Genomic DNA, 26676 nt, shown 5'->3' on the forward strand with positions numbered 1-26676 from the left:
TGCCATGGGCGATCACGCGGCCGTACATTCCCTGCACCCGGCTTGTCCGGCCGCTTCGTCTATCCCCCTTGAGCACATGAGGAGCGCCCGGAATGACGGGTGTACTGGCGGTCGCAGGCGGCACCGCATCCGGCAAGTCCACCCTTGCCGAGGCCCTGTCGCTGCAGTGTCCCGAGAGCATCGCACTGGTCCATCTGGACGACTACTACGTGCCCGCGCACGATCCCCTCAGGGGCGTGTGGACGGTCAGCGCCGGCGGGCACGCCATCCTCGACTGGAACCATCCCGGCTCCATCGACGAGGCCGCCGTCAGCGCCGCGATCGACATGGCGCTGGCCCGGCCCGGCGTCCGCCTGGTGGTGGTCGAGGGACTCTTCGCCCTGACCCTGCCGTCGGTGCGGGAACGCGCGGACTGGCGGGTGTACGTGGACGCCCCCGACGACGTCCGGCTGGCCCGCAAGATCCTCCGCAAGATCGAGGTCCAGCGGCAGGACCCGCGGCTGTCCCTGCTGAACTATCTGCAGAGCGGCCGGGACCGGCACGTCGCCCACGTCGCGCCCTCCCGGGCCGCGGCCGACCTGGTGGTGGACGGTACCCACGAGGGCCCGGAGATGCTGGCGGCGGTGCTGGGCCTCATCGGCCCGCTCCTGTCGGCCGTCCCCGAGCCCCTGCCCGATCCGCTCCCCGCCGCCCGCCCCCGCCGCGGCCGCGCGGTCACCCCGCGGACGCACCAGCTCCCCGCGGCGGCGGTCTGACGGCCGGGGGACCTGCCCACCCTGCCGCGTCGAGGTTCCCCGAGAATTGTTTGAACGCGTTCAAGAGGTGTGGCGCGGGGCCGGACGGCGACTCCCGGCCCCGCGTGCCCGTCGCTACCCCGCGACCGTCACCCCCGCCAGGAGCTCCGCCACGATCGCCGTGCCGTTGAGGGTGAGCACGGACTCGGGGTGGAACTGGACGCCCGCGAAGCCCGGGCCGCGCATGGCGTGGACGTCGCCGGTGGGACGGTCGCGGCTCAGGTCGACGCGGTGCATGGCCAGCTCCTCCGCCGTCGCGTCGTCGCAGCGGGCGGTGAAGGAGTTGTAGAACCCGACGGTCTCGGCCCGCCCGAACAGGTCGATCGGTGTCTGCGCGCCCTGGAAGGGGACGTCCTTGCGGACGATGTCGAGGCCGAGCTCGGCGGCGATCAGCTCGTGGCCGAGGCAGACCCCGAGCAGGCCGTGCCGGTGGCCGCGGACGAGTTCGGCGGTGAGCCCGCGCAGGAGCGCCATCTTGGGATCGCCGGTGTCGGACGGGTCGCCGGGGCCCGGGCCGAGGACGACCGGGCCCCGGTGGGCGAGGGCGGCCCCGTGCAGCCCCGGCTCGTCGAAGCGGCGCACGGTGACCTCCAGCCCCGACGACCGCAGTACGTGCGCGAGCATCGCGGTGAAGGTGTCCTCGCCGTCCACCACGAGGGCGTGCCCGGACAGCGTGCGGGGCTGCTCGGCGGTCCGCATCCGCAGCCAGAACGGCGCCAGGTTCCTGCGGCGTCCGTCCAGTGCGGCCCGCACCCGGATGTCGTCGCCGAGCCGCGGCCGGCCCGCCGCCGGGCCCCGGGACGGTCCGGGCCGGACCCCCAGCGCGGCCAGCACGGCCGCCGCCTTGGCGTGCGTCTCGGCGACCTCCGCGTACGGGTCGGAGCGGCGCACCAGCGTCGCGCCCACCGGGACCTTCAGCCCGCCCGCGGCATCGACGTCCGCCGTGCGGATCAGGATGGGGGAGTCCAGGGTCTGCGCGCCGCCCGCGTCCCGCCCGATCAGGGCGAGGGCGCCCGCGTAGTAGCCGCGGCCGCCCGGCTCGTGGCGCTCGATCACCCGGCAGGCGTTCTGCACCGGCGAGCCGGTGACCGTCGCGGCGAACATCGTCTCGCGCAGGACGTCGCGCACGTCCATGGTGCTGCGGCCGCGCAGCTCGTACTCGGTGTGCGCCAGGTGCGCCATCTCCTTCAGGCGCGGGCCGACGACGACTCCGCCGAGGTCGCCGACGGTGCACATCATCTTGAGTTCCTCGTCGACCACCATCGTCAGCTCCTCCACCTCCTTCGCGTCCCGCAGGAAGGCGAGCAGCCCCTCCGCGTCCGGCCCCTGCGCGGGGTAGCGGTAGGTGCCGCTGATGGGGTTCATGACGACCGTGCCGCCGGCCATCCGCACGTGCACCTCGGGGCTCGCGCCGACCAGGGTCCGCTCGGGGGTGCGCACCACGAACGTCCAGTAGGCGCCGCGCTCGGCGTCGAGCAGCCTGCGGAACAGCGCGAGCGCGTCCGCCGCCGCGAATCCGGGGATCTCGCCGCGGAAGGTGCGCCGGATGACGAAGTTCGCGCCCTCACCGCGTCCGATCTCGTCCTCGATGACGCGCCCCACGATTCCGGCGTAGGTGTCGTCGTCGACGTCGAACGCCCCGCCCTCGACGCGCACCGCGTGCGCGGGCAGAGCCGCCATGAGCTCGGGCAGCGGCAGCTCGAACGTCTCCAGGGGGCGGAGCACGACCAGCGGCGTCCCGTCGTCGCGCACGTCGAAGCCGCGCTCCCTGATCTGCCGGTACGGCACGAGCGCCAGCGCGTCGACCGTGGGCCGGGCCCCCTCCGGGGCGCCGGTGGGCAGCGCGATGTCGGTCAGCCGCTCGGCCGTCCCGACCGGGCCGAGCAGCACTTCGACGCTGTCCGCGGCGCATCCCGGCGCTCTGCGCCTGAGCAGCGCGAACGGTGGGCACGCGGGGTCCAGCAGCCGTTCGACGAGCGCGGCGGCGGAGGGCGCGGTGCTGGGGTCGTGGTTCTCCACGGCGGTTCCTTCCGGTCTTCGGCGAGGGAAGGGACGGCCGCGCAAACACCGAAGGCCGCCCCTCGGGCGGCCTGAGCGTCTGCCTGTGCGTACGCGCTGCTAGTGGGCCGCCGGATCCGCGGTCCACCACCACTGCAGGTGCGTCTGCTGCGTGTACATGCTCCGCATCCTAACGCATGCGCTCACGACGCGACGGTCGTGTCTCACGCTTTCGGGGCATCACGGGGACGTACGGCCCCGGTACTCTCGGGAATGCCTCCAGGATCCCGTCCACGGGAGGAACCATGCCCGCCGAACCATTGCCGGCCTGGGCGATTCCGCCGCGCGGCGGCTTCCCTCGGACGACCTGGACCGCATTCCCGACCTCCCGCCGCACACGGAGTTGATCGACGGGAGCCCGGTGTTCGTGAGCCCGCAGAAGAGCTTTCATTCGCCGGTAATCGATCTGCTGGTACTGGCTCTGCGAGCGGCGGCCCCGGAGACCCTGCGGGTGCGGCGGGAGATGAGCGTCGTGCCGAACACGCGCAACCGGCCTGACTCCGAGGAGCGGGACCGCAAGCGCATCCCGCACTTCTGGCGGGTCGAGAAGGGCGAGGGCCGGCTCCCCGTCGTCCACGTCTTCGAACGGGAGCCGGCCACCGGCGCCTACGTCGCCACCGGCATCCACCACGACGGCCTCAAGGTGTCCGTGCCGTTCGCCGTGGACATCGATCTCAGCGGGATCGATCGGCTGTAGCCGCCGCTTCCTGGAAGCGGCGCAGGAGTTCCCGGCCGGGTGCGCTGTCGGCGTCGAAGCCCTGTATGCCGCGCGACTCCGCCGGCACGAGCGGGCCGAGCAGCAGCGCGCCGTCGCAGCGGAAGCAGAGGGCGACCTCGAAGAGGACCTCATGGGCGCTGTGGGCGCGGATCGCGTAGCCCGGCAGGAAGCACCGGGCACGCTCGCCTTCCGGCACTTCGCCGAGCAGGCCGAGGACGTGCTGCGCCTCGTCCCCGACCCAGACGTCGATCGTGTCCCCCGGCACGGTGCGTGGCCGGGGGACCAGGGCGGCGGTGATGCGTACGGCCTCGACGAACTCGATCGGCGCGGCGACGACGGGAAGCAGCATGAGCACAGCATGGCCGCTCCCCGGGCGGCTCACCTCACCCTCACCTCACCGCACCAGTCGCCACAGGGACGCCCACTGCGCCGCCGTGAGGTCCTTGGGCAGGGCGTACGGCGGCACTCGCTCGGCGCGGAGCCAGTCGCGCAGTGCCGTGCGGTCGAAGTGGCCGGTGCGGGCGAGGACTTCGCGCACGCCGCGGCCCGGGCCGGTGAACACCCGCTGGACGAAAGCCTGATACGCGTGGCGGTCGCCGGGGACGAGGGGCTCCGGGCGCCGGGTCATGGTGAGCAGGCCGCCGTCGACGGAGGGCGCCGGGCGGAAGGCGCGCGCCGGGACGCGGGAGTGGAGGGCGAAGTCGTACCAGGGCCACCAGGAGGCGGTGAGCATGCTGGCGCCGCCGACGCCCGCACGGCGGCGGGCGACCTCCCACTGGACGAGCAGCACCGCGGACTGCCACCGGTCGGCGGTCAGGACGCGCCGCATGATGGTGGTCGTCAGATGGAAGGGCAGGTTGCCGACGATCACGTGCGGTTCGCGCGGGAAGCGGTAGCGCAGGACGTCGGTGTTGACGACGTGCGCGCCGCGCGGGAGCCGCCGCTGGAGGCGCTGCGCGCGCCGGGGGTCGATCTCCACGGCCGTGAGGGGGCGGCCGGTGCGGCTGAGAGGGAGGGTCAGCGCGCCGTCGCCGGGGCCGATCTCGACGATGGGCCCGCTGGTGGCGGCGACGAGGGCCTCGATGGAGGCGATGACCGTGCGGTCGGTGAGGAAGTTCTGGCCGAGCTCGTGTCGGCCACCCACCAGGGACCGGTGGTGAGGCATGGGTGTGTGCACTCCGCGACATAAGAGGTTCCGACGATGGACCCGATGCCGCGGCGAAGAGCGCCGCGGCTATGCCCGGCGCAGCCTGATGTAGTAGGTGCAACCCATGTGCGGCACGGTATCCCGGTCCCGTTCGGTTCCGCACGTGGTTTTCCGTGCCGTCCCTGTGGACGCTCGCGTATGGGGTGGAGCGTTCGGGCCATGTTCCGTCTCGCGGGGCGCGGCTTCACTGGTCGCATGACTTCCCGAGACGCCGTCCTCGTCGCGGCCACCGTCGCCGTCGGTCTCATGGCCGGGCTGTTCTTCGCCTTCTCCACCGCCGTCATGCCGGGCCTCGCCAAGGCGGCCGACCGCACGCTCGTCGACGCGATGCAGCGCATCAACGCCGCCATCCAGAACGGCTGGTTCCTGCTGGTCTTCGGCGGCTCGCTGCTGCTGTGCGCCGCCGCCGTGGTGCTCTGCCTGCGTGACGGGGGCGGCGGACCGCTGCCGTGGGTGATCTCCGCGACCGTGCTCTACCTGGCGGTGCTCGCCGTCACCTTCGGCGTCAGCATCCCGCTGAACGACGGGCTGGACGCGGCGGGCGACCCCGGCGGCCTCGCCGACGCCGCCGCCGTGCGCGAGCGGTTCGAGGCGGCCTGGGTCCGCTGGAACCTGGTGCGCACCCTTCTGTGCACGGGTGCGCTGGGCTGCCTGGGCCGGGCGCTCGTCCTCAGCGGACGGGCCGCGGCGGAAGGGGCGATTCGCACAGGGCACATGTGAAGTCGCCGTCCTTGACGAGGTTGCGCTCGCCGCACCGCGGGCAGTGCCGGAAGACGACCGCCTGGGTGAACCACCGGGGGCGGGCGAGGCCCGCGCGGTCGAGGGCCTCCGCCAGGGCCGGCCAGGACGCCGCGGGGTCGGGGCAGTAGCCGGTCGACTGGTTGCTGACCTCGGTCACCTCCCATCCGCCGTCCTCGCGCGGGGCGAACGTGATCTCCCCGGCGGCCAGCACGGGTCCGCCCCCGGCGCACGCCACGTGCTCGCTGCGGCGCGGTGCCAGCAGAAGCGTGCCGGCCGGGTCGACGACATAGGTGAACGGCTCCCCGCGGTCGGCGGGGCCCGCGCCGTCCAGCCACTCCCGGAGGCCCTCCGGTGACCGCACCGCCCGGCCCGTCGCGCCGGGCCGCACCACGGCGGCGCGGATGTCGTCCGGTCCGACGTACGTGAACTCCTCGGACGGCGCCGGCATGGCGGCGACCCCCTTCCCATGGCGGCTGCGGTGTGCGGGGCCGAGCGTATGCCCCCGGCCGGGGTGCGTCTCACTGGGTGGACCCCGCGGCAAGGCGCACGGGCCGGACGCGCCGTCGCCGCGCGCCGGGCGGCGCCGGCGCAAGGGCCCTGCGAGGGCACGCCGTCCGCGCCCCGGGGGCCCGCTCAGGGCGGGCCGCAGGGAGCGCAGGGTGGGTCACCCGGTCGTCTCATCCTCTGGTCCGGTGCGCAAAGGAACGGACACGACCCCGTAATGTGGGCTTCGTGACCGTGAACGCTGAAACCCACGCCGGGCGCCAGACCTGGCGCTCACTGCCCGCGGCGCAGCAGCCTGAGTACCCCGACCCCGAGGCTCTGCGCGAAGTGATCGCGGACCTCGAGTCGTATCCGCCGCTCGTCTTCGCAGGCGAGTGCGACCAGCTGCGCGACCGCCTGGGGGCCGTGGCCCGTGGTGAGGCGTTCCTGCTGCAGGGCGGTGACTGCGCCGAGGCCTTCGACCAGATCGCCGCCGACCAGATCCGCAACAAGCTGAAGACGCTGCTGCAGATGGGCGCCGTCCTCACCTACGCCGCGTCCGTGCCGGTCGTGAAGGTGGGCCGGATCGCCGGCCAGTACAGCAAGCCGCGTTCGAAGCCGACGGAGACCCGGGACGGGGTGACCCTCCCGACCTACCGCGGTGACTCGGTCAACGGCTTCGAGTTCACCGAGGCGGCCCGTGTGCCGGACCCGGAGCGGCTGAAGCGCCTGTACAACGCGTCGGCCGCGACGCTGAACCTGGTGCGTGCCTTCACCACCGGCGGTTACGCGGACCTGCGGCAGGTGCACGCCTGGAACCAGGACTTCGTGAGGTCCTCGCCCTCCGGGCAGCGCTACGAGGCCCTGGCCCGGGAGATCGACGGCGCGCTGAACTTCATGCACGCCTGCGGCGCGGACCCGGAGGAGTTCAAGACCGTCGAGTTCTACGCCTCCCACGAGGCGCTGCTGCTCGACTACGAGTCGGCGCTGACCCGCGTGGACTCGCGCACCGGCCGGCTGTACGACGTGTCCGGCCACATGGTCTGGATCGGAGAGCGCACCCGTCAGCTCGACCACGCGCACATCGAGTTCGCCTCGAAGATCCGCAACCCGCTCGGTGTGAAGCTCGGCCCGACGACCACGCCCGAGGAGGCGCTGGCGCTGATCGACCGGCTGGACCCGGACCGCGAGCCCGGCCGGCTGACCTTCATCACGCGCATGGGCGCGGGCAAGGTCCGCGAGCTGCTGCCGAACCTGGTGGAGAAGGTCACCGCCTCGGGCGCGCAGGTCGCCTGGGTCTGCGACCCGATGCACGGCAACACCTTCGAGGCGGCCTCGGGCCACAAGACGCGCCGTTTCGACGACGTGCTCGACGAGGTCAAGGGCTTCTTCGAGGTGCACCACGGCCTCGGCACCCACCCCGGCGGCATCCACGTGGAGCTCACCGGCGACGACGTGACCGAGTGCGTGGGCGGCGGCGACGAGATCTTCGTCGACGACCTGCACCAGCGCTACGAGACGGCCTGCGACCCGCGGCTCAACCGCAGCCAGTCCCTCGACCTGGCGTTCCTGGTGGCGGAGATGTACCGCGGCCAGTAGCGGCGGCCGTCCCGTCACGGACCTGGCGGACCCTGAGAGGGGCGCGGATCACATCGATCCGCGCCCCTCGTCGGTTTTCAGCCACTCGCCCGGCGGGTAAGGTTAGGTTAACCTCAGGCCGGGATCGAGAGAGAGGTGAACCGCGTGTACGTCTGCTCGTGCTTCGGCATCACCGAAGAGCAGGTCAAGCAGCATGCGGACGCCGGCCGCTGCACCCCTCGCCAGATCGCCTCCGCCTGCAAGGCGGGCACGGACTGCGGTTCGTGCGTGCGCCGGATACAGGCGCTTCTCGGCCGCGGCGAGGGCTGTGCCACCCGTACGAAGCTCGACACGGTGAAGCCCGGCACGCCCGCGGCGCCCGCCGCCCCCGCGCCGGCCTCCCTGCCGGTCCCGCCCGCGCTGCCGGTGCCGGTGACGGCTCCGCTGCCCGCGGCCGCCAGCGCCGCCTGAACGGCCGAGCCGCCGAACTGCCCTGCCGCCGGTCCGCTCAGCTGTCGGGCTGCTCGACGAGCTGCGCGATGTACAGCGGCTCCCCGAGCTTCTCGATGAGCTCGAGCTGGGTGTCGAGGTAGTCGATGTGGTGCTCCTCGTCGGCGAGGATGTCCTCGAAGATGTTGGCCGACGTGATGTCGCCCTTCGCCCGCATGACCTCGATGCCGCGCCGGAGGCGGTCGATCGCCTCGACCTCGACCTGCCGGTCGGCCTGGAACATCTCGGTGACGGTCTGCCCCACCCGGACGTGGAAGAGCCGCTGGTAGTTCGGCAGTCCGTCGAGGAAGAGGATGCGGTCGGTCAGCACCTCGGCGTGCTTCATCTCGTCGAAGGACTCGTGCCGCGTGTACTTGGCGAGCTTCGTCCAGCCGAGGTTCTCCTGCATCTTGGCGTGCAGGAAGTACTGGTTGATCGCCGTCAGCTCGCCCGTCAGCTGCTCGTTCAGGAACTCGATGACCTCGGGGTCGCCCTGCATGGCAAGCCCGTCCTTTCGGGAGGAATCCACACGATGGGCGCATCTTCGCACCGCCGGTGGAAGCGATCCAGTAAGTTCACACTTACTCCGCTGACCCGGGTTGTCGTACTTTGCCCAGGTGCTGGTCGGTAGCACTGCATCCGGTCTGTCACCATGGACGCATGGGTCAGTCCGAACGCCGCGAAGGGGAGCTTCCTCCCGGGCAGCGGCTTCAGCGGGGCTGGCCGGTCACCCACTACGGTCCGGTGCCCAGGTTCAAGCCCGAGCGGTGGGAGTTCCAGGTCTTCGGCGCCACGGCGGACGGCGGCAAGCGCGCCTGGGGCCACGAGGAGTTCGCCGCGCTGCCGTACACGACGGTCATGGGCGACTTCCACTGCGTGACCAAGTTCAGCATGCTCGGGGTCGAGTGGGGCGGCGTCTCCGCCGCCGAGATCCTGCGGCTGGCACCGCCCGCGCCCGATGTCACGCACGTCATGGTGTGGGCCGAGTACGGCTTCAGCTCCAACCTGCGGCTGGCGGACTTCGCGGACCCCCAGTCGATATTCGCGACCCACCGCGGCGGAGAGCCGCTGACCGCGGAGCACGGCTTCCCGGTCCGGCTGGTCGTGCCCCGCCTCTACGCCTGGAAGGGTCCCAAGTGGGTCCGGGGCGTGGAGTACATGACCTCCGACCGCCGCGGCTTCTGGGAGGAGCGCGGCTACCACAACATCGGAGACCCCTGGAGCGAGCAGCGCTACTCGTACCAGGAGGAGCCCGGCGACGGGCCGGAGTTGTAGCCGCCGGACCCCTGCCGCGGATCAGTGGTACCCGCGCACGACCGCGTGGCCCTTGCCGCGGCCGATCATCCACTTGTTGACGGGTGTGGTCACCAGGAAGGCGACCACGAAGGCCAGTGCGAGGCTGAGCCAGAACAGCGCGTCCGACAGCGTCGCGTCCATCGCGCCCGGGAACAGCAGGATCGTCCCGTTGTCCGCGATCTCCATGAAGACGATCGAGACGGTGTCGGCGGCGAGCGCCACCCGCACGGCGCTGCGCAGGTCGAGGCCCGCGCGCAGGACGCCGCGCATGGTGAGCGAGTAGCCGAAGACGAAGGCCAGCACGATCGCCAGGGCCATCGTCGGGACGTTGTGCCAGCCGAGGGCCGTGCCGATCAGCATGCCGAGGACCTCGCCGATCGCACAGCCGGTGAGGCAGTGCAGCGTGGCCTGGACGGCGGTGCCCCAGGAGGCCGGGCCGCCCGCGTGCCCGCCGCCGTGGTGCCCGCCGGCGTGGTGCACGGTGCCGTGGTGCTCGTGGTGGGAGTGCTCGACGTGCTGCATCCGGTGTCCCCCAGGGATGAGTGCGGGTGTCGTCGTGCCCTGTCCCCGCGGTCAACGACATACCCCCCCAGGGTATTCCCGCATCCGCCCGGTCAGGCCGGGCGCAGCGACTTCAGCACGGCCACGTCCGTGGCCATCCCGGTCCCCTTGGGGCCGCCGTTCGGCGTCTCCACGAGCAGCGGCACGCCCTCGGTGGCGGGGTGCCGGAACAGCTCCCCGAAGGCGGCGGTACCGATGTGCCCGGCGCCGATGTTCTCGTGGCGGTCCTTGTGGGCGCCGGCGACGTCCTTGGAGTCGTTGGCGTGGATCAGCTTCAGCCGCCCCTCGCCGACCGTCGCCACCAGCTCGTCCAGCGTGGCCTTGACCCCGCCGGCCGCGGCGAGGTCGTGCCCGGCCGCGAACACATGGCAGGTGTCCAGGCAGACGCCCAGCCGCGGGTGGTGGTCCAGGGCGTCGAAGTACGGGCCCAGGTCCTCCACGAGCGAGCAGAGCGAGAACCCCTGACCCGCGGTCGGCTCCAGCAGCAGCCACGGGTCGTCGTCGTGCGTCAGCTCCTCCAGCAGCGGCAGCATCCGCTCCCGCACCTGCGCCAGCGCCGTGGTCCGGGAACGGCCGCCGGTCGCCGACCCGGTGTGCACGACCGCGCCCAGCGCGCCGATCGCCCGCCCCCGGCGCAGCGAGTGGCGCAGCGAGTCGACGGAGTGGTCGACGGTCGCCGCGGTGTGCGAGCCGAAGTTGATCAGGTACGGCGCATGGACGTACGCGGGGACGCCCTGCGCGGCGCAGCGCTCGCGGAACTCCTCGTCCTGCCGCGGACTGCCGGGCGGGGTCGCCCACCCGCGGGGGTTGGCCACGAAGACCTGCACGGTCTCGGCACCCATCCGCGCGGCCTCCGCCAGCCCGGTGGCGGCCAGGCCGCCGGCCACCGCGACATGGCCTCCGACGGGGTTGCGGAGCGCGGCGGCGCCGCCCCCGGACATGGCTATCGCACCCACAGTGTGATCGTGCTGCCCTTCGGTGCCTCGGTGCCGCCGGCCGGCGACTGGTTGTTGACCTGGCCGGTGAAGAAGAACTGGATCACGCGGACGTCGAAGCCCGCGGCCTCCAGTTTCGCCTTGGCCTCGTCGACGTCCAAGCCTTCCACGTCCGGGACCCCGATCATCTCCTGGCCCTTGGAGACCGTCAGCGTGACCGTGTCCCCGGCCGCCAGCCGTGTGTTCGCGCCGGGTGTCTGCCCGGCGACCGCGCCCTCGTCCGCCTGGTCGGAGAAGACCCGCCGCGGGTCCACCTTCACCCGGAGGCCCGCTTCCTGCAGCTGCCGGCGGGCGTCCGCCAGCGGCTGCCCGAGCAGATCGGGGGTGTCGACCGGCACGCCCTTGCTCACCACCAGCGACACGGCCGAGTCCGGCCGCCGGCTGGCGCCCGAGCCGGGGTCGGTGGAGATCACCCGGCCCTGCGGCACCTCGTCGCTGAACTCCCGGGACACGGTTCCCGGGCTCAGGCCCGCGGCCTTCAGCCGCCGCTTGGCCTCGGCAAGCTCCTCGCCCACGACGCCGGGGACCGTCACCCGCTCCGGGCCCTTGGACACGGTGACCGTCACCGTGCCGTTGTCCCGGATGCGCTCGCCGGTACCCGGGTCGGTGGAGGCCACCTTGCCCCTGGTCATGGTCGGGTCGAAGGCCTCGACGACCTCGACCCGCAGCCCGGCGTCGCGCAGCTGGCGCTCCGCCTGCGCCTGCGGCAGCCCGACGACGGCGGGGGTCCTGGTGAACTGGCCGTCGTTGATGTACCAGATGCCCGCGCCGACCCCGAGGATCAGCAGCAGGGTCGTCACGACCGCGATCACCCCGGGACGCCGCCGGGACCGCAACCCCGGCCGGGACTCCACCCGTGGCTGCCGCCGGGTCGGCTCGGGCGACAGCTCCAGGCGCGCGGTGCGGTGCACCACCGTCGTCGGTTCCTCGGAGCCGGCAGGTGCGGCGGGGGCCGGAGCGGGGGTGCGCGCGGCCGGCGGCACCAGGTCCAGCTGCTCGGGCGTCATGCCCTGGCGTACCGCGTGCAGCCGCCGCAGCAGCTCGGCGGCGTCGGCCGGACGCCGCGCGGCGGCACGCGCGGTCGCCTCGGCCACCAGCGCGTCCAGCTGCGGGGGCAGCCCGGGGGAGGCGGCGGACGGGGCGGGCACGTCCTCGTTCACCAGCTGGTGGATCACCTGCACCGGAGTCCTGCCGCGGTGCGGCTTGCCGCCGGTGAGCATCTCGTAGAGCAGCACCCCGCAGGCGTACACATCGGTGCGCTCGTCGGTCGTACGGTTCTCGACCTGCTCCGGTGCCATGTACGAGACCGTGCCCAGCACCCCGCTGGTGGAGGTGTCTGTGTGCGTGCCCGCGATCCTGACCAGGCCGAAGTCCGCCACCTTGACGCGGCCGTCGTCCCCTATGAGGACGTTCTCCGGCTTCATGTCGCGGTGCACCAGCCCCGCCCGGTGGGCCGCGCCGAGCGCGGCCAGCACGGGCTCCAGGATGTCCAGCGCGGCGCGGGCCGGCAGCGCGCCGCGGTCGCGCAGCACGTCGCGGAGGGTGCAGCCGGCGATGTACTCCATGGCCAGGTAGACGTAGGTGCCGTCGGTGCCCTGGTCGTAGACCTGCACCACATTGGGGTGGTCGAGGCGGGCGACGGTCTTCGCCTCGCGGATGAAGCGCTCCACGAAGCCGGGCTCGGCGGAGAGGGCCGGGTGCATGACCTTCAGGGCGAGCAGCCGGTCCAGGCGGGTGTCCAGCGCCCGGTAGACCGTCGCCATGCCGCCGACCGCGATCCGGGACTCCACCCGGTAGCGGCCGTCGAGCGTCTGCCCGACGAGCGGGTCCCGAAGCGTCGTCCTGTCCACGAAGGTGCAGTTTACGGTGCCGACATGACCCTTCTGGGCTAACGCGCCCAGGTTGTACCCCACTCGTGCGGTACCGCAACCGCCCCGTGACCCGGCGCGGTGGCGGTGTCCCGCTCGGGTGGGGCCCCGGCCCGAGCAGGTTCCGCGCAGGTCGCGGCCGCTCGCCGGGCCGCCGGTCAGGGGGCGCCGAAGGCGGGACGCTCCGGGTCGAACGTGGCGAGGCCCACAGCGGGGGAGGACGCGGTCGCGTGGTGGCGGCGGGGGATGCGTCCCGCCCGGTACGCCAGGCGCCCGGCCTCGACGGCGTGCCGCATCGCCTCCGCCATGAGCACCGGTTCCCTCGCCCGGGTGACGGCGGAGGCCAGCATGACGGCCGCGCACCCCAGCTCCATCGCCAGGGCCGCGTCCGAGGCCGTCCCCGCCCCCGCGTCCAGGACCACCGGCACCGTCGCCCGCTCGACGATCAGCTCGAAGTTGTGGGGGTTGCGGATGCCGAGCCCCGATCCGATGGGCGAGCCCAGCGGCATGATCGCCGCGCAGCCCACATCCTCCAGCTTCCGGGCCAGCACCGGGTCGTCGTTCGTGTACGGCAGCACCGTGAAGCCGTCGTCCACGAGGGTCTCCGCTGCGTCCAGCAGCTCCACCGGGTCGGGCAGCAGGGTGCGCTCGTCGGCGATCACCTCCAGCTTCACCCAGTCCGTGCCCAGCGCCTCCCGCGCCAGGCGGGCGGTGAGCACGGCCTCGCCCGCGGTGTAGCACCCGGCGGTGTTCGGCAGCACGCGGATGCCGTGCCGGGCGAGCACGGTCAGCACGGAGCCCTTGACCGTCGGGTCCAGCCGCCGCATGGCGACCGTGGTCAGCTCGGTGCCGGAGGCGAGCAGCGCCTGCTCCATGATCTCCAGGCTGGGCGCACCGCCCGTGCCCATGATCAGCCGGGAGTCGAAGGTGGTGCCGCCGATGGTCAGCGGGTCGTCGGCCATGGGGGTCAGCCTCCCTGGACTGCGGTGAGGACCTCGACGCGGTCGCCGTCGCGCAGCGGCGTCGCCGGCCACTGCGCGCGGGGGACGACGGTCTCGTTCAGCGCGGCCGCCACCCCGGACGGAGCGGTGGCCAGGGACGCGACGAGGCGGTCGAGGGTCACGCCCTCGGCCACCTCCCGCGCCTCGCCGTTGACGGAGACGGACACAAGGACGGGCGCGGTCATGCCTGCTGCTCCTGGAGGGCGAAACGGTCGGGGGAGAAGGGCTCGGCCTGCGCGGGGACCGCCGACCCCGTGAGGACCTCGGCCATCACGTCGCCGGTGATCGGGGTCAGCAGCACGCCGTTGCGGTGGTGGCCGGTGGCGACCACCAGTCCGTCCAGCGCGCCGCGGCCGAGCAGCGGGGCGTTGTCGGGGGTGCCGGGGCGCAGCCCCGCCTGCGTGCCGGTCAGCGGGAGTTCGGTGATGCCGGGCAGCAACTCGTGGGCGTCGCGGAGCAGTTCGTACACCCCGCCGGCGGTGACGGTGGTGTCCCAGCCCATCTCCTCGCTGGTGGCGCCGACGACCAGCTCGCCGTTCTCGCGCGGCACCAGGTAGACGTGGCCGCCGCGTACCACGGCCCGCACCGTCCGCGACAGGAACGGCGCGTACGCCGGCGGCACCCGCAGCCGCAGCACCTGCCCCTTCACCGGCCGTACGGGCGGCAGCGCCCGTGTGGGCAGCCCCTCGACCCGGGCGCTGAGGCTCCCGGCGGCCAGGACCACCTGCCCGGCGGCGATCCGGGTGCCGTCCTCCAGAACGACCCCGTGCGCGCGGTCGCCCGTGACCGCCACCCGCGCCACCCGCGACCGCCGGAACTCCACCCCCGTCAGCTCGCAGGCGCGCACCAGCGCCGCCGCCAGCCGCCGCGGGTCGATCTGGTGGTCGCCGTCGACCCGCAGTCCGCCGTGCACGCCGGGGGCGAGCATCGGCTCCAGGCGGCGGCACTCGCGGCCGCCGAGCCACTCCGAAGCCAGACCCAAGGACTGCTGGAAGGCGTGGAGTTCGCGCAGCTGCGCGCGGTCGTCGGCGTCGAGGGCGACGGCGAGGGTGCCGCACGTGCGGTACCCGAGGTCGAGGCCCGTGGTCTCCTCCAGCTCGGCCACGAAGGACGGATAGCGCCGCGCCGCCGCGAGGTTGAGCTCCAGCAGCGCCTGCTCGCCGTACTGCACCTCGGTGACCGGGGCCAGCATCCCCGCGGCCACCTGGGCGGCCCCGCCGCCCGGTTCGGGGTCCGCGACCGCCGTGCGCAGGCCGCGCTGACCGGCCCGCCACGCGGTGACCAGTCCGATGATCCCGCCGCCGATCACGACGACGTCATGACGGTGCATGATGTTCCCGCTCCTCCCTTCGCCGGCATGACCCGGATCAGGTTCGTACGGTCGGCGGCCGCTCCAGCCGCCCTCTCAGCCCGGTGCGCCGGGCTCCCGCGAGTGCTCCCGACCCACCTTAGTACGCACCATCCGCGGCGAGTAGGGCACCGGTACGGGCGGCCGGCGCCCTTGCGGCGTTACGGTGATCGCGTGACCAGCAGCAGCGAACAGCGCGTCGTCGTCGTAGGGGCCGGGATGGCCGGGGTGCAGACCGCCGTGTCCCTGCGCGAGCAGGGGTGGGGCGGGACGATCACGCTGATCGGCGCGGAGCGGCACGCCCCCTACGACCGGCCGCCGCTGTCCAAGGGCGTGCTCTTCGGCGCCGAGGAGGGCCCGGCGCTGGACGTCGACTTCGCCGGCATCGACGTCGAGCTGCTGCTCGGGCGGCACGCGAGCGCACTGCGCGCCGGCGAGCGGGAGGTCCTCACCGACGGCGGCCCGGTCGCGTACGACAAGCTCGTGCTGGCCAGCGGCGCCGAGCCCGTCATGCTCCCCGGCAGCGAGGGCACGCCGGGCGTGCACGTGCTGCGCACCCTGGACGACGCCACCGCGCTGCGCCCGGTACTGGAGAACCGGCACCGGGTCGTGGTGGTCGGCGCGGGCTGGATCGGCGCCGAGTTCGCCACCGCGGCACGTCACGCCGGGTGCGAGGTGACCGTCGTCGAGGCCGCCGACCGCCCGCTCGCCGGGGTGCTGCCCGCGCACATCGCCGAACGGATGCGCGGCTGGTACGCGGAGGAGGGCGTCGAGCTGCGCTCCGGCGCGGTCGTCTCCTCCGTCGAGCCGGGCGCGGTGCGGCTGGCCGACGGCAGCGTGCTCGCCGCCGAGGCGGTCGTCATCGGGATCGGCGCCCGGCCGGCCACCGGATGGCTGGCCGGTTCCGGCGTCGAGCTGGGGCCGGACCGCTCGGTCCTCGCCGACGACCGGCTGCGCACCTCGGTGCCGGAGGTGTACGCCGTGGGGGACTGCGCCTCCTTCCCTTCGGCGCGGTACGGGGAGCGGCTGCTGATCCACCACTGGGACAACGCGGTGCAGGGGCCGCGCACGGCCGCCGCGAACATCCTGGGCGGCGACGAGCCCTACGACCCCGTCCCCTACTTCTGGTCCGAGCAGTTCGGGCGTTTCGTGCAGTACGCCGGATACCACGTCGACTCCGACCACATGCTGCTGCGCGGCGACCCCGACGGCACCGCGTGGTCGGTGCTGTGGCTGCGCGACGGCCAATTGGTGGCGCTGTTCGCCGTCGGACGGCCCCGCGACCTGGCGCAGGCCCGCAAGCTCATCGCCCGCGGCGCCCACCTCGACGAGACGCTTGCGACCGACCCGGCGGTCCAGCTGAGGGCCGCGGTCGTCTGACTCGCGGGCCGTGCCGGACGGGCCGCCGCGGCGTCGGCGGGGCGTAGCGGACCCGTCAGGACGGAGCAACGGGGGGCGTGAGCGGTTCCATGGTGTCGGTCCGGGATGGCACGCTTGTCCTGTGACCGAGATCGACGCAAAGATTGACTCCCTCGTCCCCTCCTGGCTGTACGTCCCCGACGTCGCCGAATGCCTCGGCGTGGAGGTGACCCGGGTCCGCCAGTTCATCAAGGAGGGCCAGCTCATCGCCGTGCGCCGCGGTGAGAACCGGGCGCTGATGATCCCCGCCGACTTCATCGGCGAGGAGAAGATCGTCAAGGGCCTCGTGGGCACCCTGACCGTCCTCAAGGACGACGGGTTCAGCGACGAAGAAGCCCTGGAGTGGCTGTTCACCCCGGACGAGAGCCTGCCCGGTACCCCGGTCCAGGCGCTGCGCGACAACCGCGGCACCGAGGTGAAGCGGCGCGCCCAGGCGCTCGCCGTCTGACCGCACGACCCGCCACCGACGCAGCGACCCGAGGGGGACCCGCCCGTATGAGCACGCGTACGAGCACGAGCAGCAGTACGAGCACCAGCACGAGCAGCAGCACCCGCGCCCAGCTCGCCGATGCCCGGCTCTACCTGTGCACGGACGCGCGCAGGCGCCACGGCGGCCTGGCGGAGTTCGCGGCCTTCGCGGACGCCGTGCTGGCCTCCGGGGTGGACGTCATCCAGCTGCGCGACAAGGGCCTGGAGGCCCGTGAGGAGCTGGAGTACCTCGAGGTCCTCTCGGAGGAGTGCGGCCGCCACGGCAGGCTGCTCGCGGTGAACGACCGCGCCGACGTGGCGCACGCCGCCGGGGCGGACGTCCTGCACCTGGGCCAGGGCGACCTGCCCGTGCCGGCCGCCCGCGCGATCCTCGGCGACGAGGTGATCATCGGACGGTCCTGCCACTCCGAGGACGAGGCGGCCGCGGCCGCCGCGGAGCCCGGTGCGGACTACTTCTGCACCGGGCCGGTCTGGCCCACCCCGACCAAGCCCGGCCGGCCCGCGCCCGGACTCGGCCTGGTCCGCTACGCCGCGGGCCTGGGCACGGACCGGCCGTGGTTCGCGATCGGCGGGATCGACCTGGCCAACGTGGAGCAGGTACTCGAAGCCGGGGCCCGCCGGATCGTGGTCGTACGGGCCGTGACGGAGGCGGACGACCCGGGTGCCGCGGCGGCCGAGCTGGCCAAGCGGGTGCGTGCGTACGGCGAGTGAGCGAGGTCCTGGCGGGGGCCCGCGCCGGCCGGGTGGCCTACGGCCGGCGGGCCCCCGCGGGGCCGTCTCGCGCCGCGAGCGCGGGATGTCCAAGGGGTGGACATTTGGGCGTCGCCTGTTGGGACGGCCCAGCTCTCGCCGCTAGCCTGAGGCGCATGGCCCTCGGAACCGCCTCCACCAGGACCGATCATGCGGTCACCATTCGTGAGCTGCTGGCCTCCGGTGAGCGCTCGTACTCCTTCGAGTTCATGGCGCCGAGGACCGAGAAGGGCGAGCGGACCCTGTGGAACGCGATCCGCCGCATCGAGGCGGTGGGCCCGACGTTCGTCTCCGTCACCTACGGGGCGGGCGGCAAGTCACGCGAGGGCACGGTCCGGGCGACCGAGCGGATCGCCTCCGACACCACCCTGACCCCGGTCGCCCACCTGACCGCGGTCGACCACTCCATCGCCGAGCTGCGCAACATCATCGGCCAGTACGCGGACGCCGGCATCCGCAACATGCTCGCCCTGCGCGGGGACCCGCCCGGCGACCCCATGGGGGAGTGGCTGCGGCACCCGGAGGGCGTCGACTACGCCTACGAACTGGTGCGGCTCATCAAGGAGTCGGGCGACTTCTGCGTGGGCGTCGCCGCCTTCACGGAGATGCACCCCCGCTCGGCCGACTGGGAAAGTGATACGCGTCACTTCGTCGAGAAGTGCCGGGCGGGCGCGGACTACGCCATCACCCAGATGTTCTTCAACGCCGAGGACTACCTGCGCCTGCGTGACCGGGTCGGGAAGGCGGGCTGCGAGACCCCGATCATCCCCGAGATCATGCCGGTCACGAACGTGCGGCAGATCGAGCGCTTCGCCCAGCTCGGCAACGCGCCTTTCCCGCAGGAGCTCGCGGACCGTATCCTCGCGGTCAAGGACGATCCGGCCGCGGTGCGGGCGATCGGGGTCGAGTACGCGACGGAGATGTGCCGGCGGCTGATGGCCGAGGACATCCCGGGGCTGCACTTCATTACCCTTAATCACTCCACGGCGTCGTTGGAAATCTACGAGAATCTGGGACTGCACCAGAGGTCGTGAGGGCGGACCAGCCGCCCCTGTTGGCCGACGACGGTGAACGGTGAGGAAGTGCGCTCATGGCCTACACAGTGCTCTACATCGCCTTCGGGGTGGTCGCGCTGTGGCTGCTCGGTGAAGTGCTCCTGCAGTACAAGGCACGGCTGAGGTGGCGCCTGCTGGCCTTCGCGGGGTTCCTCGGAGTCGTCCTGGGCGTCTACCTGCCCTCGGTCCTCGTCATCGTGGTGGGTGCGCTCGCCTTCGGCGCCGGCCAGACCTTCGTCACGCTCTCCTACCGCCGCGGCTTCGTCGAGGGCTGGGCGCTGCGGTCTCCCAAGGAGGGCGCCGACGACGACGAGGACGACGACGCACCGCCGCTGCCGCGCCGTGCCGCCGGCCGCCGCGGGCGGGGCGCGCAGCACGAAGAGCCTTCGGCCGACGGCCTGTCGACGCCGTACGAGGAGCCCGGCAACGAGGCCCCGGCCGGCGCGGGCGTCGGGCAGTCCTACGACAGCTACGCTGCCGCCGGCCAGGCCCCCGCGGCACCCGCGGGGACGGACTCCACGCAGGTCTACCAGCCGATGCCCATGCACGAGGAGAGCGGCGAGTACCCGATGTACGACGGGCAGCCGCAGCCGAACTACGCCCAGGACCCCTACGCGGGCGCCGGCGCCGGCTACCAGAACTACGACGCCACCACCGGCTACGGTGACTGGAACGGCGGTCAGCAGCAGCAACAGCAACAGCAGCCCGCCGCCGCCTCGTACGACGCCTACGGCCAGCAGCAGACCGGCGGCTGGGAGCAGCAGCAGACGGCGTACGGCACCTACGCCGGCGGCTACCAGGACCCGTACCAGGGGCAGGGCGCCCCTCAGCAGCAGCAGTACGGCTACGACACCCCGGCGGGTGGTGTGTGGGTGCCGCAGCAGGGCGGGGAGCAGCAGCCCTACGCCCCGCAGCAGCAGAACTCCTACGACCAGCAGGGCCAGCAGCAGGGCCAGCAGCAGGGTCAGGGGCAGGGGCAGTACGACCAGTACGACCCCTACCGCTACAACTAGCGCCCGACGACGGGCCCGTCAGCCCGGCGTCGCCGAGGACCTCCACGTCCGCGGCGGCGACGGGCCGCCGTGGGTGGACCAGCGGCAGCGGCGCGCGACTCAGCGGCTGCCGCCCGGACCGCCCATGACGAGGTCGGCGGCGATGGCACCGGACATGCCGGTGTGGGCGAGGCCGCCGCCGGGGTGGGACCAGCCGCCCACCAGGTACAGACCAGGGACGAGCAGCCGGTTGCCGGGGTGCAGATGTGCCCCGTCCGCGCCGGCCAGGGCAGGGCGGGGGAGCCGGCCGCCCGGGGTGCCGGTCTCCTCTTCGGTGTCGGCGGGGGTGTGCACGGCCCGCCACAGCAGGCGGTCCGTCAGATCGGGCAGCACCGCGGCCGCGACCGCCTGCACCGCGTCCGCGGCGCGCTCGGCCAGGCCCGGCGCACGCCAGTCCACCCCCGAGGGGCCGTGGGGCGGGACCGTCACGCCGAGCGTGACCGACTCCGAGGCGCCGTCGGGCCGCAAGGTGTCGTCGTCGGGGCGCAGTACCGTGACCGTCGGGCTGCCGTACAGCTCGCCGCGTGCCACGGCGGCCGCCTCGGCCTGCAGGTCCGCGGTGTGCACGACCGTACGGTGCGCGGCGTCCGAGGGCCGGGCCCCGCGCAGCGCCAGGCAGACCGTGAGGCGCCCGGGGCCTTCGCAGCGGGCGCCGGGGCCGACTCCGTCCCACACCCGGTCGGCGGGCCAGGCGCCTCCGGCGCCGTGCGAGAGCAGCGGGGGCAGCAGCCACGGCGCGACACCGGCGACCACGGTGTCGGCCTCCACCCTTGTGCCGTCGGCGAGTTCGAGGCCGGCCGCGCGGCCGGCCTTCTCCACGATCCCCGCGACCCCGGTCCCGAAGTGGAACTCCACCCTCCGCGCCACGCACCGCGCGTGCACGGCGTCGGCCAGTGCCCGCATGCCGCCGCGCACGTACCAACTGCCGAAGGTCTGCTCCATGTACGGCAGCACGGCGGCGCTCGCGGGCGCGGTACGCGGGTCGAAGCCGTACGTCAGGGCATATGAGCCGAGCAGCGCGGCGAGCCGGGGATCGTCCAGTTCGCGCCGGGCGACGTCGGCCAGGGTGGGCGCGCCGCGCCGGAACAGCCCGCGGCGCACGGCAGGCGCCGGATACGGGTCCCGGCCGAGCGCGGACGGGTCGCCCGCGAGCGCGTCCTCCAGCAGGGGGCGGCGCGTGGCGTCCCAGACCTCCCGGGCCCGCACCAGCAGCTCGCTCCAGCGCTCGCCCGCGCCGGCGCCGAGCGCCGCGTCCAGGGTCGCGACGACCCCGCCGCGCGACGCGTTGGGCAGCGACACGGACGTGCCGTCGGAGAAGACGTGGCGGCTCGCCGGGTCGACCTGGGAGAGGGTGACGCTGTCCTCCAGGCTCTCCCTGCCGGTCTTGACGAACAGGTCGCGGTAGACCGCCGGCAGGTGCAGCAGACCGGGGCCCGTGTCGAACCCGAAGCCCGCGCGCTCCAGCCGCCGCACCGCACCCCCGTGGGTGCCGGCGCGCTCGTACACCGCCACCCGGTGCCCGCCGATCGCGAGCCGGGCGGCGGCAGCCATGGCGCCCATCCCCGCGCCGATCACCGCAATCCGTGCCATGAAGGGGACTCTAGCCCCAGCCACCGACAACGCCGCGACCGGTCTTGCGGCGCTCTCTTCGGGCCTTCCAACGCTGCCAGGCACGGCGGATCCGCGACAGTATGAAGATCACCAAGATGATGCCCAGCACCAGCAGCACAGCCGCGATGCAGGCCGCGGCCACCGGGTGGAAGAGCGCGAAGACGATGATCGTGGCGACGCCGGCGTCCTCCGCCAGACTGATCACGATGTTGCTCGCGGGTTCCGGCGAGGTGTTGACGCCCAGCCGGAGCCCGGCCTTGACCAGATGGCTCACCAGCGCCGTCGTCCCGCCGACCGCGCCCGCCGCCAGTTGCGGCAGCGAGCCGTCCTGTCCGGCCAGCAGGGCCGCCACCACAGCTCCGGCGACCGGCCGGATCGCCGTGTGCACGGCGTCCCACGTGGTGTCCACGTAGGGGATCTTGTCCGCGACCGCCTCGCAGAGGAACAGGATCCCCGCGACGACCAGCACATCGGTGCGCTCCAGCGCCGGCGGCACCTCGTCGCTGACGCCCGTGACGCCCATCAGGCCCAGCAGGAAGACCACGGCGTAGGCGTTGATCCCGCTCGCCCAGCCGCTGGTGAACACGAGCGGAAGTACCGACATGGGCCGTGATGCTACCGAACCCCCGGAAAGGTACGGCCCGCCTTTGAGTGATACGACGCGGTGATGAGTACCTGTACTCAGACCCCCACTTGAGTACCTGCGCGGATGAGCGCGGACCGGCCCCGACGCCAAGGTGGAGGCAACGGAAGGGCACGGCACCGGCACCGCCGACACGGGGCGGCGGAACGGCTGCGACGCCCGGCCGGAGCGGGGGTGCACGGGGGAGCGCCGTCCCGGAACGGCCCGACGGGGGATCGGGCCGCGCCGGGGCGGCGCGCCACAAGGCGGCGTTCAGGCGCGGGCGTGCCCCGCGACCCGTCCCTGCAGGAGTCGCGACAAGGCCGCGTGCACGTCGTCGATCGACCGCTCGGGCTGGAAGGACAGCCAGTCGAGCGCCGCGACGAGCACCATCCCGAAGAGCGCGGCCGCCGTGAGCGGCACGTCGATCTCCTCGGAGAGCTCGCCCGCCGCCACCGCGTCGCGCAGCGTCTGCTCCACGACCGCGACCGCCTCCTTGCGCAGCACCATGAGCGTGTCCTGCCAGGCGCGGTTGGTCCGCCACAGCTCGGCCACGTACAGCTGCGTGAAGGACGGGTACTCCGCGATGAAGGCGAGCCCGGCCCTGATCATCGCGTCGATGGCGTCCACGTGGCTGCCGCCGCGCGCGGTGACCTCGGCGCCCGCATCCCGCAAGGAGGCCGTCAGCAGGCCCACGCCGTGCCGCAGCAGCTCCTCGAAGAGCTCGTTCTTGCTGGCGAAGTTGTAGTAGACGGTGCCCTTGGCCACCCCGGCGCGCTCGGCGATCTCGTCGACGGTCGTCGCGGAGAAACCCTGCTCGGCGATGAGCGTGACCGCGGCCCGGAAGAGCCTCTGCCGGGTGGCCTGCCGTCGTGCACTGTTCATGACGACGATTCTCTACGCTCCGGGCGGTCGTATCGGCGCTGCCTCACAGGGACAGCTCCGGATGCAGCCGGTCCATCGTCCACACCTGCTTGCGGCGGGCCGACACCGCGGTCAGCGCCAGCGCGCCCGCGGTGAAGGCGAGCAGCACCAGGACCGCCCGCCACACGGGCCAGAGCCCACCGCCCGTGATGAGGTGGCGCAGCCCCTCGACGACGTAGGTCATCGGCAGGAAGGGGTGGATCGCGTTGAAGAAGCCCGGACTGGTCTGCACCGGGTAGGTGCCGCCCGCCGAGGTGAGCTGCAGCATGAGCAGTGCCAGCACCAGCACGCGGCCGGCCGGCCCGAAACGGGCGTTGAGCCACTGCACGACGGCGGCGAAGCAGGCGGTCACCAGCACGAGGAAGCCGATCGTCCCGGCCGGCCGCACCATCTGCAGGCCGATCGCCCAGTGCAGCACCGCCATCAGCGCCAGCGTCTGCAGCACCCCTATGGCCGCCACCGGCAGCCACCCGGCCACCGCGATCCGCCGGGCGGGGGCGCCCGCGGCCATGGCGCGCCTGCTCAGCGGCTGCAGCAGCATGTAGGCGACCATCGCGCCGACCCACAGCGACAGCGGGATGAAGTAGGGGGCGAAGCCCGTCCCGTAGTTGGGCGCCTTGTGCAGCGACCGGGCGGCGAGCCGGACCGGGTCGGCCATCACCTCGGTGCGGCCGGTGCGCTCCCGGCCGTCGTAGTCGGGGATCCGGGACGCGCCGTCGTGCAGGCCGTCGGCGAGCCGCCCGCTGCCGTCGGTGAGCCGGGTCAGGCCGGTCGTCAGCCGGTTGCTGCCGTCCGACAGCCGGTACATCCCGCCCGCCAGGGTGTCGGCCCCCGAGGCGAGGTCCCGCAGCCCGGCGTCCAGGGCGCCCGCGCCGGCGGAGGCGGTCCGCAGGCCCTTCGCCACCTTGTGGGCGCCGTCGTTGAGCCGGTTGACGCCGTCGACGGCGTTCCGGAGCTTCGTGGCGAGCGCCGGGTCGGACAGCTCCACGGCCGCCGAGTGCAGCGCGCCCAGGTCGTCGCGGAGCCCGTCCAGGGCCGCGGAGTGCCCGTGCACATAGGTGTCGAGGCGGCGCGCGACGTCCGCCACGTCGTCGGCGGCGTCGACAGCCTTCTTCAGCGTCCGGCACTGCGGGGTGACCGCGCCCAGGGGGCACTGCTCGGCATAGGCGTCGTGGATCCCTGCGGCGGCGTCCTCGGCGTCCTCGACCGCCTGCGCCGCCTGCCCCGGCAGGTCGTCGATGCCGTCGCGGGCGGCCTGCGAGCCGCGGGCGACGACCCGCGCCACCGCGTTGATCTCCTTGACGTGCTGTTTGACGAAGGTCAGTTCGTCAGAGGCGCCGTTGACCTTGTCCGCCAGAGACTGGGTCCCCACGGCGACCTGTCCCGCTCCGGTGTCGAGCGCTCCCAGCCCGCCGGCGAGGGAACCGCTGCCCTGCTTCGCCGTGTGCAGGCCGCCGGCCAGCCTGCGCGCTCCGTCCTCGGCGCTGGAGATGCCGTCGCCGAGTTCCTTGGAGCCCGTACGGGCCGTGCCCGCGCCCTTGGTGACGTCGTCGGCGCCGTCGGCGGCCTCGGCCGTCTCGTCGTGGAGGTCGGAGAAGGCCACGAAGATCCGGTCGTAGAAGTTCCTCGACGCCTTGGTGGAGGCGGCGGACCGCACTTCGGAGAAGACGGTTCGGGAGATCTGCCCCACGATGTAGTTGTTGGCGTCGTTGGTGCGCACCTGGAGCGCGCCGGTGCGCGGGTGGTCGCCGGAGCTCGACGCGACGCGCGCGCTGAAGTCCCGCGGGATGGTGAGCGACAGGTAGTAGTCGCCGTCCTGGACGCCCTTGGCGGCCTCGGCGGCGCCGGTCTCGCGCCAGTCGAAGGTGGCGCTCTCCCGCAGGCCGTCCACGATGGAGTCGCCCGCGGCGAGCCGTCGCCCGTCCACGGTGGTGCCCTCGTCGGCGTTCACCAGGGCGACGGGGATCTTGTCCAGCCGCCCGTAGGGGTCCCAGAACGACCACAGGTACAGGGCGCCGTAGAGCAGCGGCAGGAGCAGCAGCGACACCATGGCCGCGCGCGGCAGCCGCCCCCTGCCGAACTTCCTCAGCTCAAGCGCTGCCAGCCTCGGCGTGCGCATCGGCCGCCCCTTCCTCGTCGATGTCGTCGTGGTGCTCGTCGTGGTGCTCGTCGTTGTGCTCGGCACCGGGCTCCGCGGCGGCGTCCTCGGTCGCGCGGCCGTGCGCGGCGGGCGCCCGGGTGCGTACCACCACGGCGTCCTCCGGCGCATCCGTGCACACCGCCAGCACGGTCGTGCCGTTCGCGGCGATGCCGCGCAGCATCGCCCAGGCCCACTCGCGTTCGGCCGGCGCCAGCTTGTGGTCGGTGTCGTCCACCGCCAACACCTCGGGACGGGCCAGCAGCGCGAGGGCGGTGCCCAGGCGCAGGGCCTCGAGCCGCTCCAGGTCCCGGGCGGCGGTGCGTTCGGCCTTGGGCAGAGTCGACAGGTCAAGCCCGGCCGCCGAGAGCGCCTCGTCGACACGCGCCCCGCCGGTTCCGCCGGGCCGCAGCAGTTCGCGCAGCGAGCCACCGAACCGCCGCTGCAGCAGCACGCGTTCCCGCAGGTGCTCGCCGACGGTGAGGCCGGGGTCGAGTTCCGAGACCCCGGCGACGGGGCCGAGCGCGGCGACGCGGCGGACCGCGGCGAGTTGCTTGGGCAGCCGGAACCCGGCGACCTCGGCCCGGCCCTCGGTGGCGCGCATGCGCCCGGTCAGCGACAGCAGCAGGCAGGTCCGGCCCGAGCCGGAAGGCCCCTCGACGGCGATCAGACTGCCCGCCGGCGCGGTGAAGGCGACGTCCCCGAACACCCGGCCCCGGGGCCCCTCGAGCCCGTACCCCTCGGCGGTGATCACGTGGCCGCCCCTTTCTTTTGAACTGACTGGTCAGTGCAAAAACACTAACCCACGGCGCCATCGGACCGCGAATCCGGGGACGTTCGGGGACGCCGTCCGGCCGTGGCCGCCGTTTCCCCAGGTCAGCGCGATTGTCAGAGGTGTGCTTCACGATGAGTGGTGAAGGCAGGGAAGTGTCGGACACGTCATGCGAAGACAGGAGGTATGTGATGACCGCGTCAGTCCGCAGCGGCGCCGTCGCCGGCGGCAGTGCCGCCGACGTCCACCCCGTGCTGCGCAGGGCCAACGCCCCCGCGGCCGCCCTCGACCTGCTCGTCCAGGCCCGGCGGGGGCTCGACGAGGCCGCCGTCCTGGAGATCCCCAACGACCGCTTCGCCACCGCCCACTTGGCCGCCCTGCGTACCGCGGCCGCCGTCCTCGCCGTGCGCGGCCGCCCCGAAGCCACCAGGCGGCGCCGGCAGCGGATACGCAGCGCCTGGGAGGTGCTGCCCGAGGTCGCGCCCGAACTGGCGGAGTGGAGCGCCCTGTTCGAGGCGGGCGCCCGGCAGCGGGCCCGCGCGGAGGCCGGCATCCAGGGCGCGGTGAGCGCCCGCGAGGCCGACGACCTCGTCCGCGCGACGGAGATGTTCCTGCGGCTCGTGGAGCGCATGCTGGCGCTGCAACCCGTGCTGGACCGGCCGCAGACCGGCCGTCCCGCTTGATCGGCCGCCGGGCGGCAGCCCACTA

The 26676-nt window shown here is 73.4% G+C and carries 27 protein-coding genes, 1 pseudogene and 1 riboswitch; of the genes and pseudogenes, 12 read left to right on the forward strand and 16 right to left on the reverse strand.

The features are described 5' to 3' along the window. Positions 1-92: 92 nt before the first annotated feature. Positions 93-755: a uridine kinase family protein gene (locus OIE69_RS28695; protein ID WP_326576792.1), complete on the forward strand. Its 663-nt coding sequence runs from the start codon at positions 93-95 to the stop codon at positions 753-755. 114 nt (positions 756-869) lie between these two features. Here OIE69_RS28695 and OIE69_RS28700 read toward each other — a convergent pair whose 3' ends face one another. Beyond that, a complete protein-coding gene (locus OIE69_RS28700) occupies positions 870-2813 on the reverse strand; it encodes an anthranilate synthase family protein (RefSeq protein ID WP_326576794.1) in 1944 nt (647 codons plus the stop codon). A 284-nt stretch (positions 2814-3097) separates the two neighbouring features. Here OIE69_RS28700 and OIE69_RS28705 point away from each other — a divergent pair. Next, positions 3098-3549 (forward strand): annotated as a pseudogene (locus OIE69_RS28705) (Uma2 family endonuclease). Here OIE69_RS28705 and OIE69_RS28710 read toward each other — a convergent pair. Both OIE69_RS28710 and erm read right to left on the reverse strand, forming a co-directional pair. Further along, on the reverse strand, positions 3527-3919 hold the full coding sequence (locus OIE69_RS28710) for a hypothetical protein (protein ID WP_326581583.1): 393 nt from the start codon (positions 3917-3919) through the stop codon (positions 3527-3529). The pseudogene OIE69_RS28705 and the gene OIE69_RS28710 sit on opposite strands and share 23 nt — an antisense overlap. Positions 3920-3964: 45 nt before the next feature. After that, on the reverse strand, positions 3965-4735 hold the full coding sequence (gene erm / locus OIE69_RS28715; RefSeq protein WP_392567580.1) for a 23S ribosomal RNA methyltransferase Erm: 771 nt from the start codon (positions 4733-4735) through the stop codon (positions 3965-3967). A gap of 237 nt (positions 4736-4972) precedes the next feature. On the opposite strand from erm, the gene OIE69_RS28720 reads away from it, so the two are divergent. Then, positions 4973-5497, forward strand: coding sequence for an anthrone oxygenase family protein (locus tag OIE69_RS28720; RefSeq protein WP_326576796.1), 525 nt, complete (start codon positions 4973-4975; stop codon positions 5495-5497). On the opposite strand, the gene OIE69_RS28725 is transcribed toward OIE69_RS28720, so the two are convergent. After that, positions 5448-5966 carry a hypothetical protein gene (locus OIE69_RS28725; protein ID WP_326576797.1) on the reverse strand — a complete coding sequence of 173 codons (519 nt, stop codon included), beginning with the start codon at positions 5964-5966 and terminating at the stop codon, positions 5448-5450. The genes OIE69_RS28720 and OIE69_RS28725 overlap by 50 nt on opposite strands. A gap of 284 nt (positions 5967-6250) precedes the next feature. Here OIE69_RS28725 and OIE69_RS28730 point away from each other — a divergent pair, with 284 nt between their 5' ends. Beyond that, entirely contained in the window at positions 6251-7600 is a 1350-nt protein-coding gene (locus OIE69_RS28730) for a class II 3-deoxy-7-phosphoheptulonate synthase (protein WP_089222178.1), read from the forward strand. A gap of 144 nt (positions 7601-7744) precedes the next feature. Beyond that, a complete protein-coding gene (locus OIE69_RS28735) occupies positions 7745-8050 on the forward strand; it encodes a (2Fe-2S)-binding protein (protein ID WP_326581437.1) in 306 nt (101 codons plus the stop codon). 37 nt (positions 8051-8087) lie between these two features. On the opposite strand, the gene bfr is transcribed toward OIE69_RS28735, so the two are convergent. Continuing rightward, positions 8088-8567 carry a bacterioferritin gene (gene bfr, locus OIE69_RS28740; RefSeq protein WP_326576798.1) on the reverse strand — a complete coding sequence of 160 codons (480 nt, stop codon included), beginning with the start codon at positions 8565-8567 and terminating at the stop codon, positions 8088-8090. A 161-nt stretch (positions 8568-8728) separates the two neighbouring features. Here bfr and OIE69_RS28745 point away from each other — a divergent pair, with 161 nt between their 5' ends. Then, a complete protein-coding gene (locus OIE69_RS28745; RefSeq protein WP_326576799.1) occupies positions 8729-9343 on the forward strand; it encodes a sulfite oxidase-like oxidoreductase in 615 nt (204 codons plus the stop codon). Positions 9344-9364: 21 nt separating this feature from the next. Here OIE69_RS28745 and OIE69_RS28750 read toward each other — a convergent pair whose 3' ends face one another. The 6 genes from OIE69_RS28750 to thiO form a co-directional block, all read right to left on the reverse strand. Beyond that, positions 9365-9886, reverse strand: a complete 522-nt coding sequence (locus OIE69_RS28750) for a DUF4396 domain-containing protein (protein WP_326576800.1) — start codon at positions 9884-9886, stop codon at positions 9365-9367. 92 nt (positions 9887-9978) lie between these two features. After that, positions 9979-10866, reverse strand: coding sequence for a deoxyribonuclease IV (locus OIE69_RS28755; RefSeq protein ID WP_326581438.1), 888 nt, complete (start codon positions 10864-10866; stop codon positions 9979-9981). 2 nt (positions 10867-10868) lie between these two features. Further along, on the reverse strand, positions 10869-12770 hold the full coding sequence (gene pknB / locus OIE69_RS28760) for a Stk1 family PASTA domain-containing Ser/Thr kinase (protein WP_326576801.1): 1902 nt from the start codon (positions 12768-12770) through the stop codon (positions 10869-10871). 176 nt (positions 12771-12946) lie between these two features. Beyond that, positions 12947-13750, reverse strand: a complete 804-nt coding sequence (locus OIE69_RS28765) for a thiazole synthase (RefSeq protein ID WP_018557084.1) — start codon at positions 13748-13750, stop codon at positions 12947-12949. Positions 13751-13755: 5 nt separating this feature from the next. After that, positions 13756-13974: a sulfur carrier protein ThiS gene (thiS, locus tag OIE69_RS28770; protein ID WP_089221888.1), complete on the reverse strand. Its 219-nt coding sequence runs from the start codon at positions 13972-13974 to the stop codon at positions 13756-13758. Next, complete coding sequence (thiO, locus tag OIE69_RS28775) at positions 13971-15119, reverse strand: glycine oxidase ThiO (RefSeq protein WP_326576802.1); 1149 nt, start codon at positions 15117-15119, stop codon at positions 13971-13973. Before thiO ends, thiS begins: the two co-directional genes overlap by 4 nt. Next, positions 15116-15229, reverse strand: a riboswitch (TPP riboswitch). It overlaps the preceding gene by 4 nt. An 82-nt stretch (positions 15230-15311) precedes the next feature. Here thiO and OIE69_RS28780 point away from each other — a divergent pair. The 5 genes from OIE69_RS28780 to OIE69_RS28800 all read left to right on the forward strand — a co-directional run bounded on the left by OIE69_RS28780 (position 15312) and on the right by OIE69_RS28800 (position 19863). Further along, a complete protein-coding gene (locus tag OIE69_RS28780; protein ID WP_326576803.1) occupies positions 15312-16517 on the forward strand; it encodes an NAD(P)/FAD-dependent oxidoreductase in 1206 nt (401 codons plus the stop codon). 121 nt (positions 16518-16638) lie between these two features. After that, positions 16639-17004 (forward strand): Rv2175c family DNA-binding protein, encoded by a 366-nt coding sequence (locus OIE69_RS28785; protein WP_326576804.1) that lies wholly within the window; start codon positions 16639-16641, stop codon positions 17002-17004. Positions 17005-17051: 47 nt separating this feature from the next. Beyond that, entirely contained in the window at positions 17052-17756 is a 705-nt protein-coding gene (gene thiE / locus OIE69_RS28790) for a thiamine phosphate synthase (RefSeq protein ID WP_326576805.1), read from the forward strand. Between the two features lie 155 nt (positions 17757-17911). Beyond that, positions 17912-18829: a methylenetetrahydrofolate reductase [NAD(P)H] gene (gene metF / locus OIE69_RS28795; protein ID WP_089221893.1), complete on the forward strand. Its 918-nt coding sequence runs from the start codon at positions 17912-17914 to the stop codon at positions 18827-18829. A 56-nt stretch (positions 18830-18885) separates the two neighbouring features. After that, complete coding sequence (locus OIE69_RS28800; RefSeq protein WP_326576806.1) at positions 18886-19863, forward strand: hypothetical protein; 978 nt, start codon at positions 18886-18888, stop codon at positions 19861-19863. A 99-nt stretch (positions 19864-19962) separates the two neighbouring features. Here the strand turns inward: OIE69_RS28800 and OIE69_RS28805 are convergent, their stop codons facing one another. The 5 genes from OIE69_RS28805 to OIE69_RS28825 form a co-directional block, all read right to left on the reverse strand. After that, complete coding sequence (locus tag OIE69_RS28805; protein WP_326576807.1) at positions 19963-21492, reverse strand: phytoene desaturase family protein; 1530 nt, start codon at positions 21490-21492, stop codon at positions 19963-19965. Positions 21493-21502: 10 nt separating this feature from the next. Further along, positions 21503-22117: a DUF4126 domain-containing protein gene (locus tag OIE69_RS28810; RefSeq protein ID WP_326576808.1), complete on the reverse strand. Its 615-nt coding sequence runs from the start codon at positions 22115-22117 to the stop codon at positions 21503-21505. A gap of 291 nt (positions 22118-22408) precedes the next feature. Next, complete coding sequence (locus OIE69_RS28815) at positions 22409-23020, reverse strand: TetR/AcrR family transcriptional regulator (RefSeq protein ID WP_326576809.1); 612 nt, start codon at positions 23018-23020, stop codon at positions 22409-22411. A gap of 43 nt (positions 23021-23063) precedes the next feature. Beyond that, a complete protein-coding gene (locus OIE69_RS28820) occupies positions 23064-25178 on the reverse strand; it encodes a YhgE/Pip domain-containing protein (protein ID WP_326576810.1) in 2115 nt (704 codons plus the stop codon). Continuing rightward, positions 25150-25950 (reverse strand): ATP-binding cassette domain-containing protein, encoded by an 801-nt coding sequence (locus OIE69_RS28825; RefSeq protein WP_326576811.1) that lies wholly within the window; start codon positions 25948-25950, stop codon positions 25150-25152. Before OIE69_RS28825 ends, OIE69_RS28820 begins: the two co-directional genes overlap by 29 nt. A gap of 209 nt (positions 25951-26159) precedes the next feature. Between OIE69_RS28825 and OIE69_RS28830 the strand changes: the two genes are divergently transcribed. Beyond that, positions 26160-26651, forward strand: a complete 492-nt coding sequence (locus tag OIE69_RS28830; RefSeq protein WP_326576812.1) for an SAV_6107 family HEPN domain-containing protein — start codon at positions 26160-26162, stop codon at positions 26649-26651. Positions 26652-26676 lie beyond the last annotated feature (25 nt).

The organism is Actinacidiphila glaucinigra, from assembly GCF_035918135.1.
GTDB classification, from domain to species: domain Bacteria; phylum Actinomycetota; class Actinomycetes; order Streptomycetales; family Streptomycetaceae; genus Actinacidiphila; species Actinacidiphila glaucinigra.

Excerpts from the sequence above, each read along its gene's own strand:
- OIE69_RS28820 (WP_326576810.1), bottom strand. The coding sequence starts at position 25,178 with ATGCGCACGCCGAGGCTGGCAGCGCTTGAGCTGAGGAAGTTCGGCAGG.
- OIE69_RS28815 (WP_326576809.1), bottom strand. The coding sequence starts at position 23,020 with ATGAACAGTGCACGACGGCAGGCCACCCGGCAGAGGCTCTTCCGGGCC.
- thiE (WP_326576805.1), top strand. The coding sequence starts at position 17,052 with ATGAGCACGCGTACGAGCACGAGCAGCAGTACGAGCACCAGCACGAGC.
- OIE69_RS28750 (WP_326576800.1), bottom strand. The coding sequence starts at position 9,886 with ATGCAGCACGTCGAGCACTCCCACCACGAGCACCACGGCACCGTGCAC.
- OIE69_RS28755 (WP_326581438.1), bottom strand. The coding sequence starts at position 10,866 with ATGTCCGGGGGCGGCGCCGCCGCGCTCCGCAACCCCGTCGGAGGCCAT.
- OIE69_RS28695 (WP_326576792.1), top strand. The coding sequence starts at position 93 with ATGACGGGTGTACTGGCGGTCGCAGGCGGCACCGCATCCGGCAAGTCC.
- OIE69_RS28800 (WP_326576806.1), top strand. The coding sequence starts at position 18,886 with ATGGCCTACACAGTGCTCTACATCGCCTTCGGGGTGGTCGCGCTGTGG.
- OIE69_RS28720 (WP_326576796.1), top strand. The coding sequence starts at position 4,973 with ATGACTTCCCGAGACGCCGTCCTCGTCGCGGCCACCGTCGCCGTCGGT.
- bfr (WP_326576798.1), bottom strand. The coding sequence starts at position 8,567 with ATGCAGGGCGACCCCGAGGTCATCGAGTTCCTGAACGAGCAGCTGACG.
- erm (WP_392567580.1), bottom strand. The coding sequence starts at position 4,735 with ATGCCTCACCACCGGTCCCTGGTGGGTGGCCGACACGAGCTCGGCCAG.
- thiS (WP_089221888.1), bottom strand. The coding sequence starts at position 13,974 with ATGACCGCGCCCGTCCTTGTGTCCGTCTCCGTCAACGGCGAGGCGCGG.
- OIE69_RS28710 (WP_326581583.1), bottom strand. The coding sequence starts at position 3,919 with ATGCTGCTTCCCGTCGTCGCCGCGCCGATCGAGTTCGTCGAGGCCGTA.
- OIE69_RS28810 (WP_326576808.1), bottom strand. The coding sequence starts at position 22,117 with ATGTCGGTACTTCCGCTCGTGTTCACCAGCGGCTGGGCGAGCGGGATC.
- OIE69_RS28830 (WP_326576812.1), top strand. The coding sequence starts at position 26,160 with ATGACCGCGTCAGTCCGCAGCGGCGCCGTCGCCGGCGGCAGTGCCGCC.
- OIE69_RS28805 (WP_326576807.1), bottom strand. The coding sequence starts at position 21,492 with ATGGCACGGATTGCGGTGATCGGCGCGGGGATGGGCGCCATGGCTGCC.
- OIE69_RS28745 (WP_326576799.1), top strand. The coding sequence starts at position 8,729 with ATGGGTCAGTCCGAACGCCGCGAAGGGGAGCTTCCTCCCGGGCAGCGG.
- metF (WP_089221893.1), top strand. The coding sequence starts at position 17,912 with ATGGCCCTCGGAACCGCCTCCACCAGGACCGATCATGCGGTCACCATT.
- OIE69_RS28725 (WP_326576797.1), bottom strand. The coding sequence starts at position 5,966 with ATGCCGGCGCCGTCCGAGGAGTTCACGTACGTCGGACCGGACGACATC.
- OIE69_RS28765 (WP_018557084.1), bottom strand. The coding sequence starts at position 13,750 with ATGGCCGACGACCCGCTGACCATCGGCGGCACCACCTTCGACTCCCGG.
- thiO (WP_326576802.1), bottom strand. The coding sequence starts at position 15,119 with ATGCACCGTCATGACGTCGTCGTGATCGGCGGCGGGATCATCGGACTG.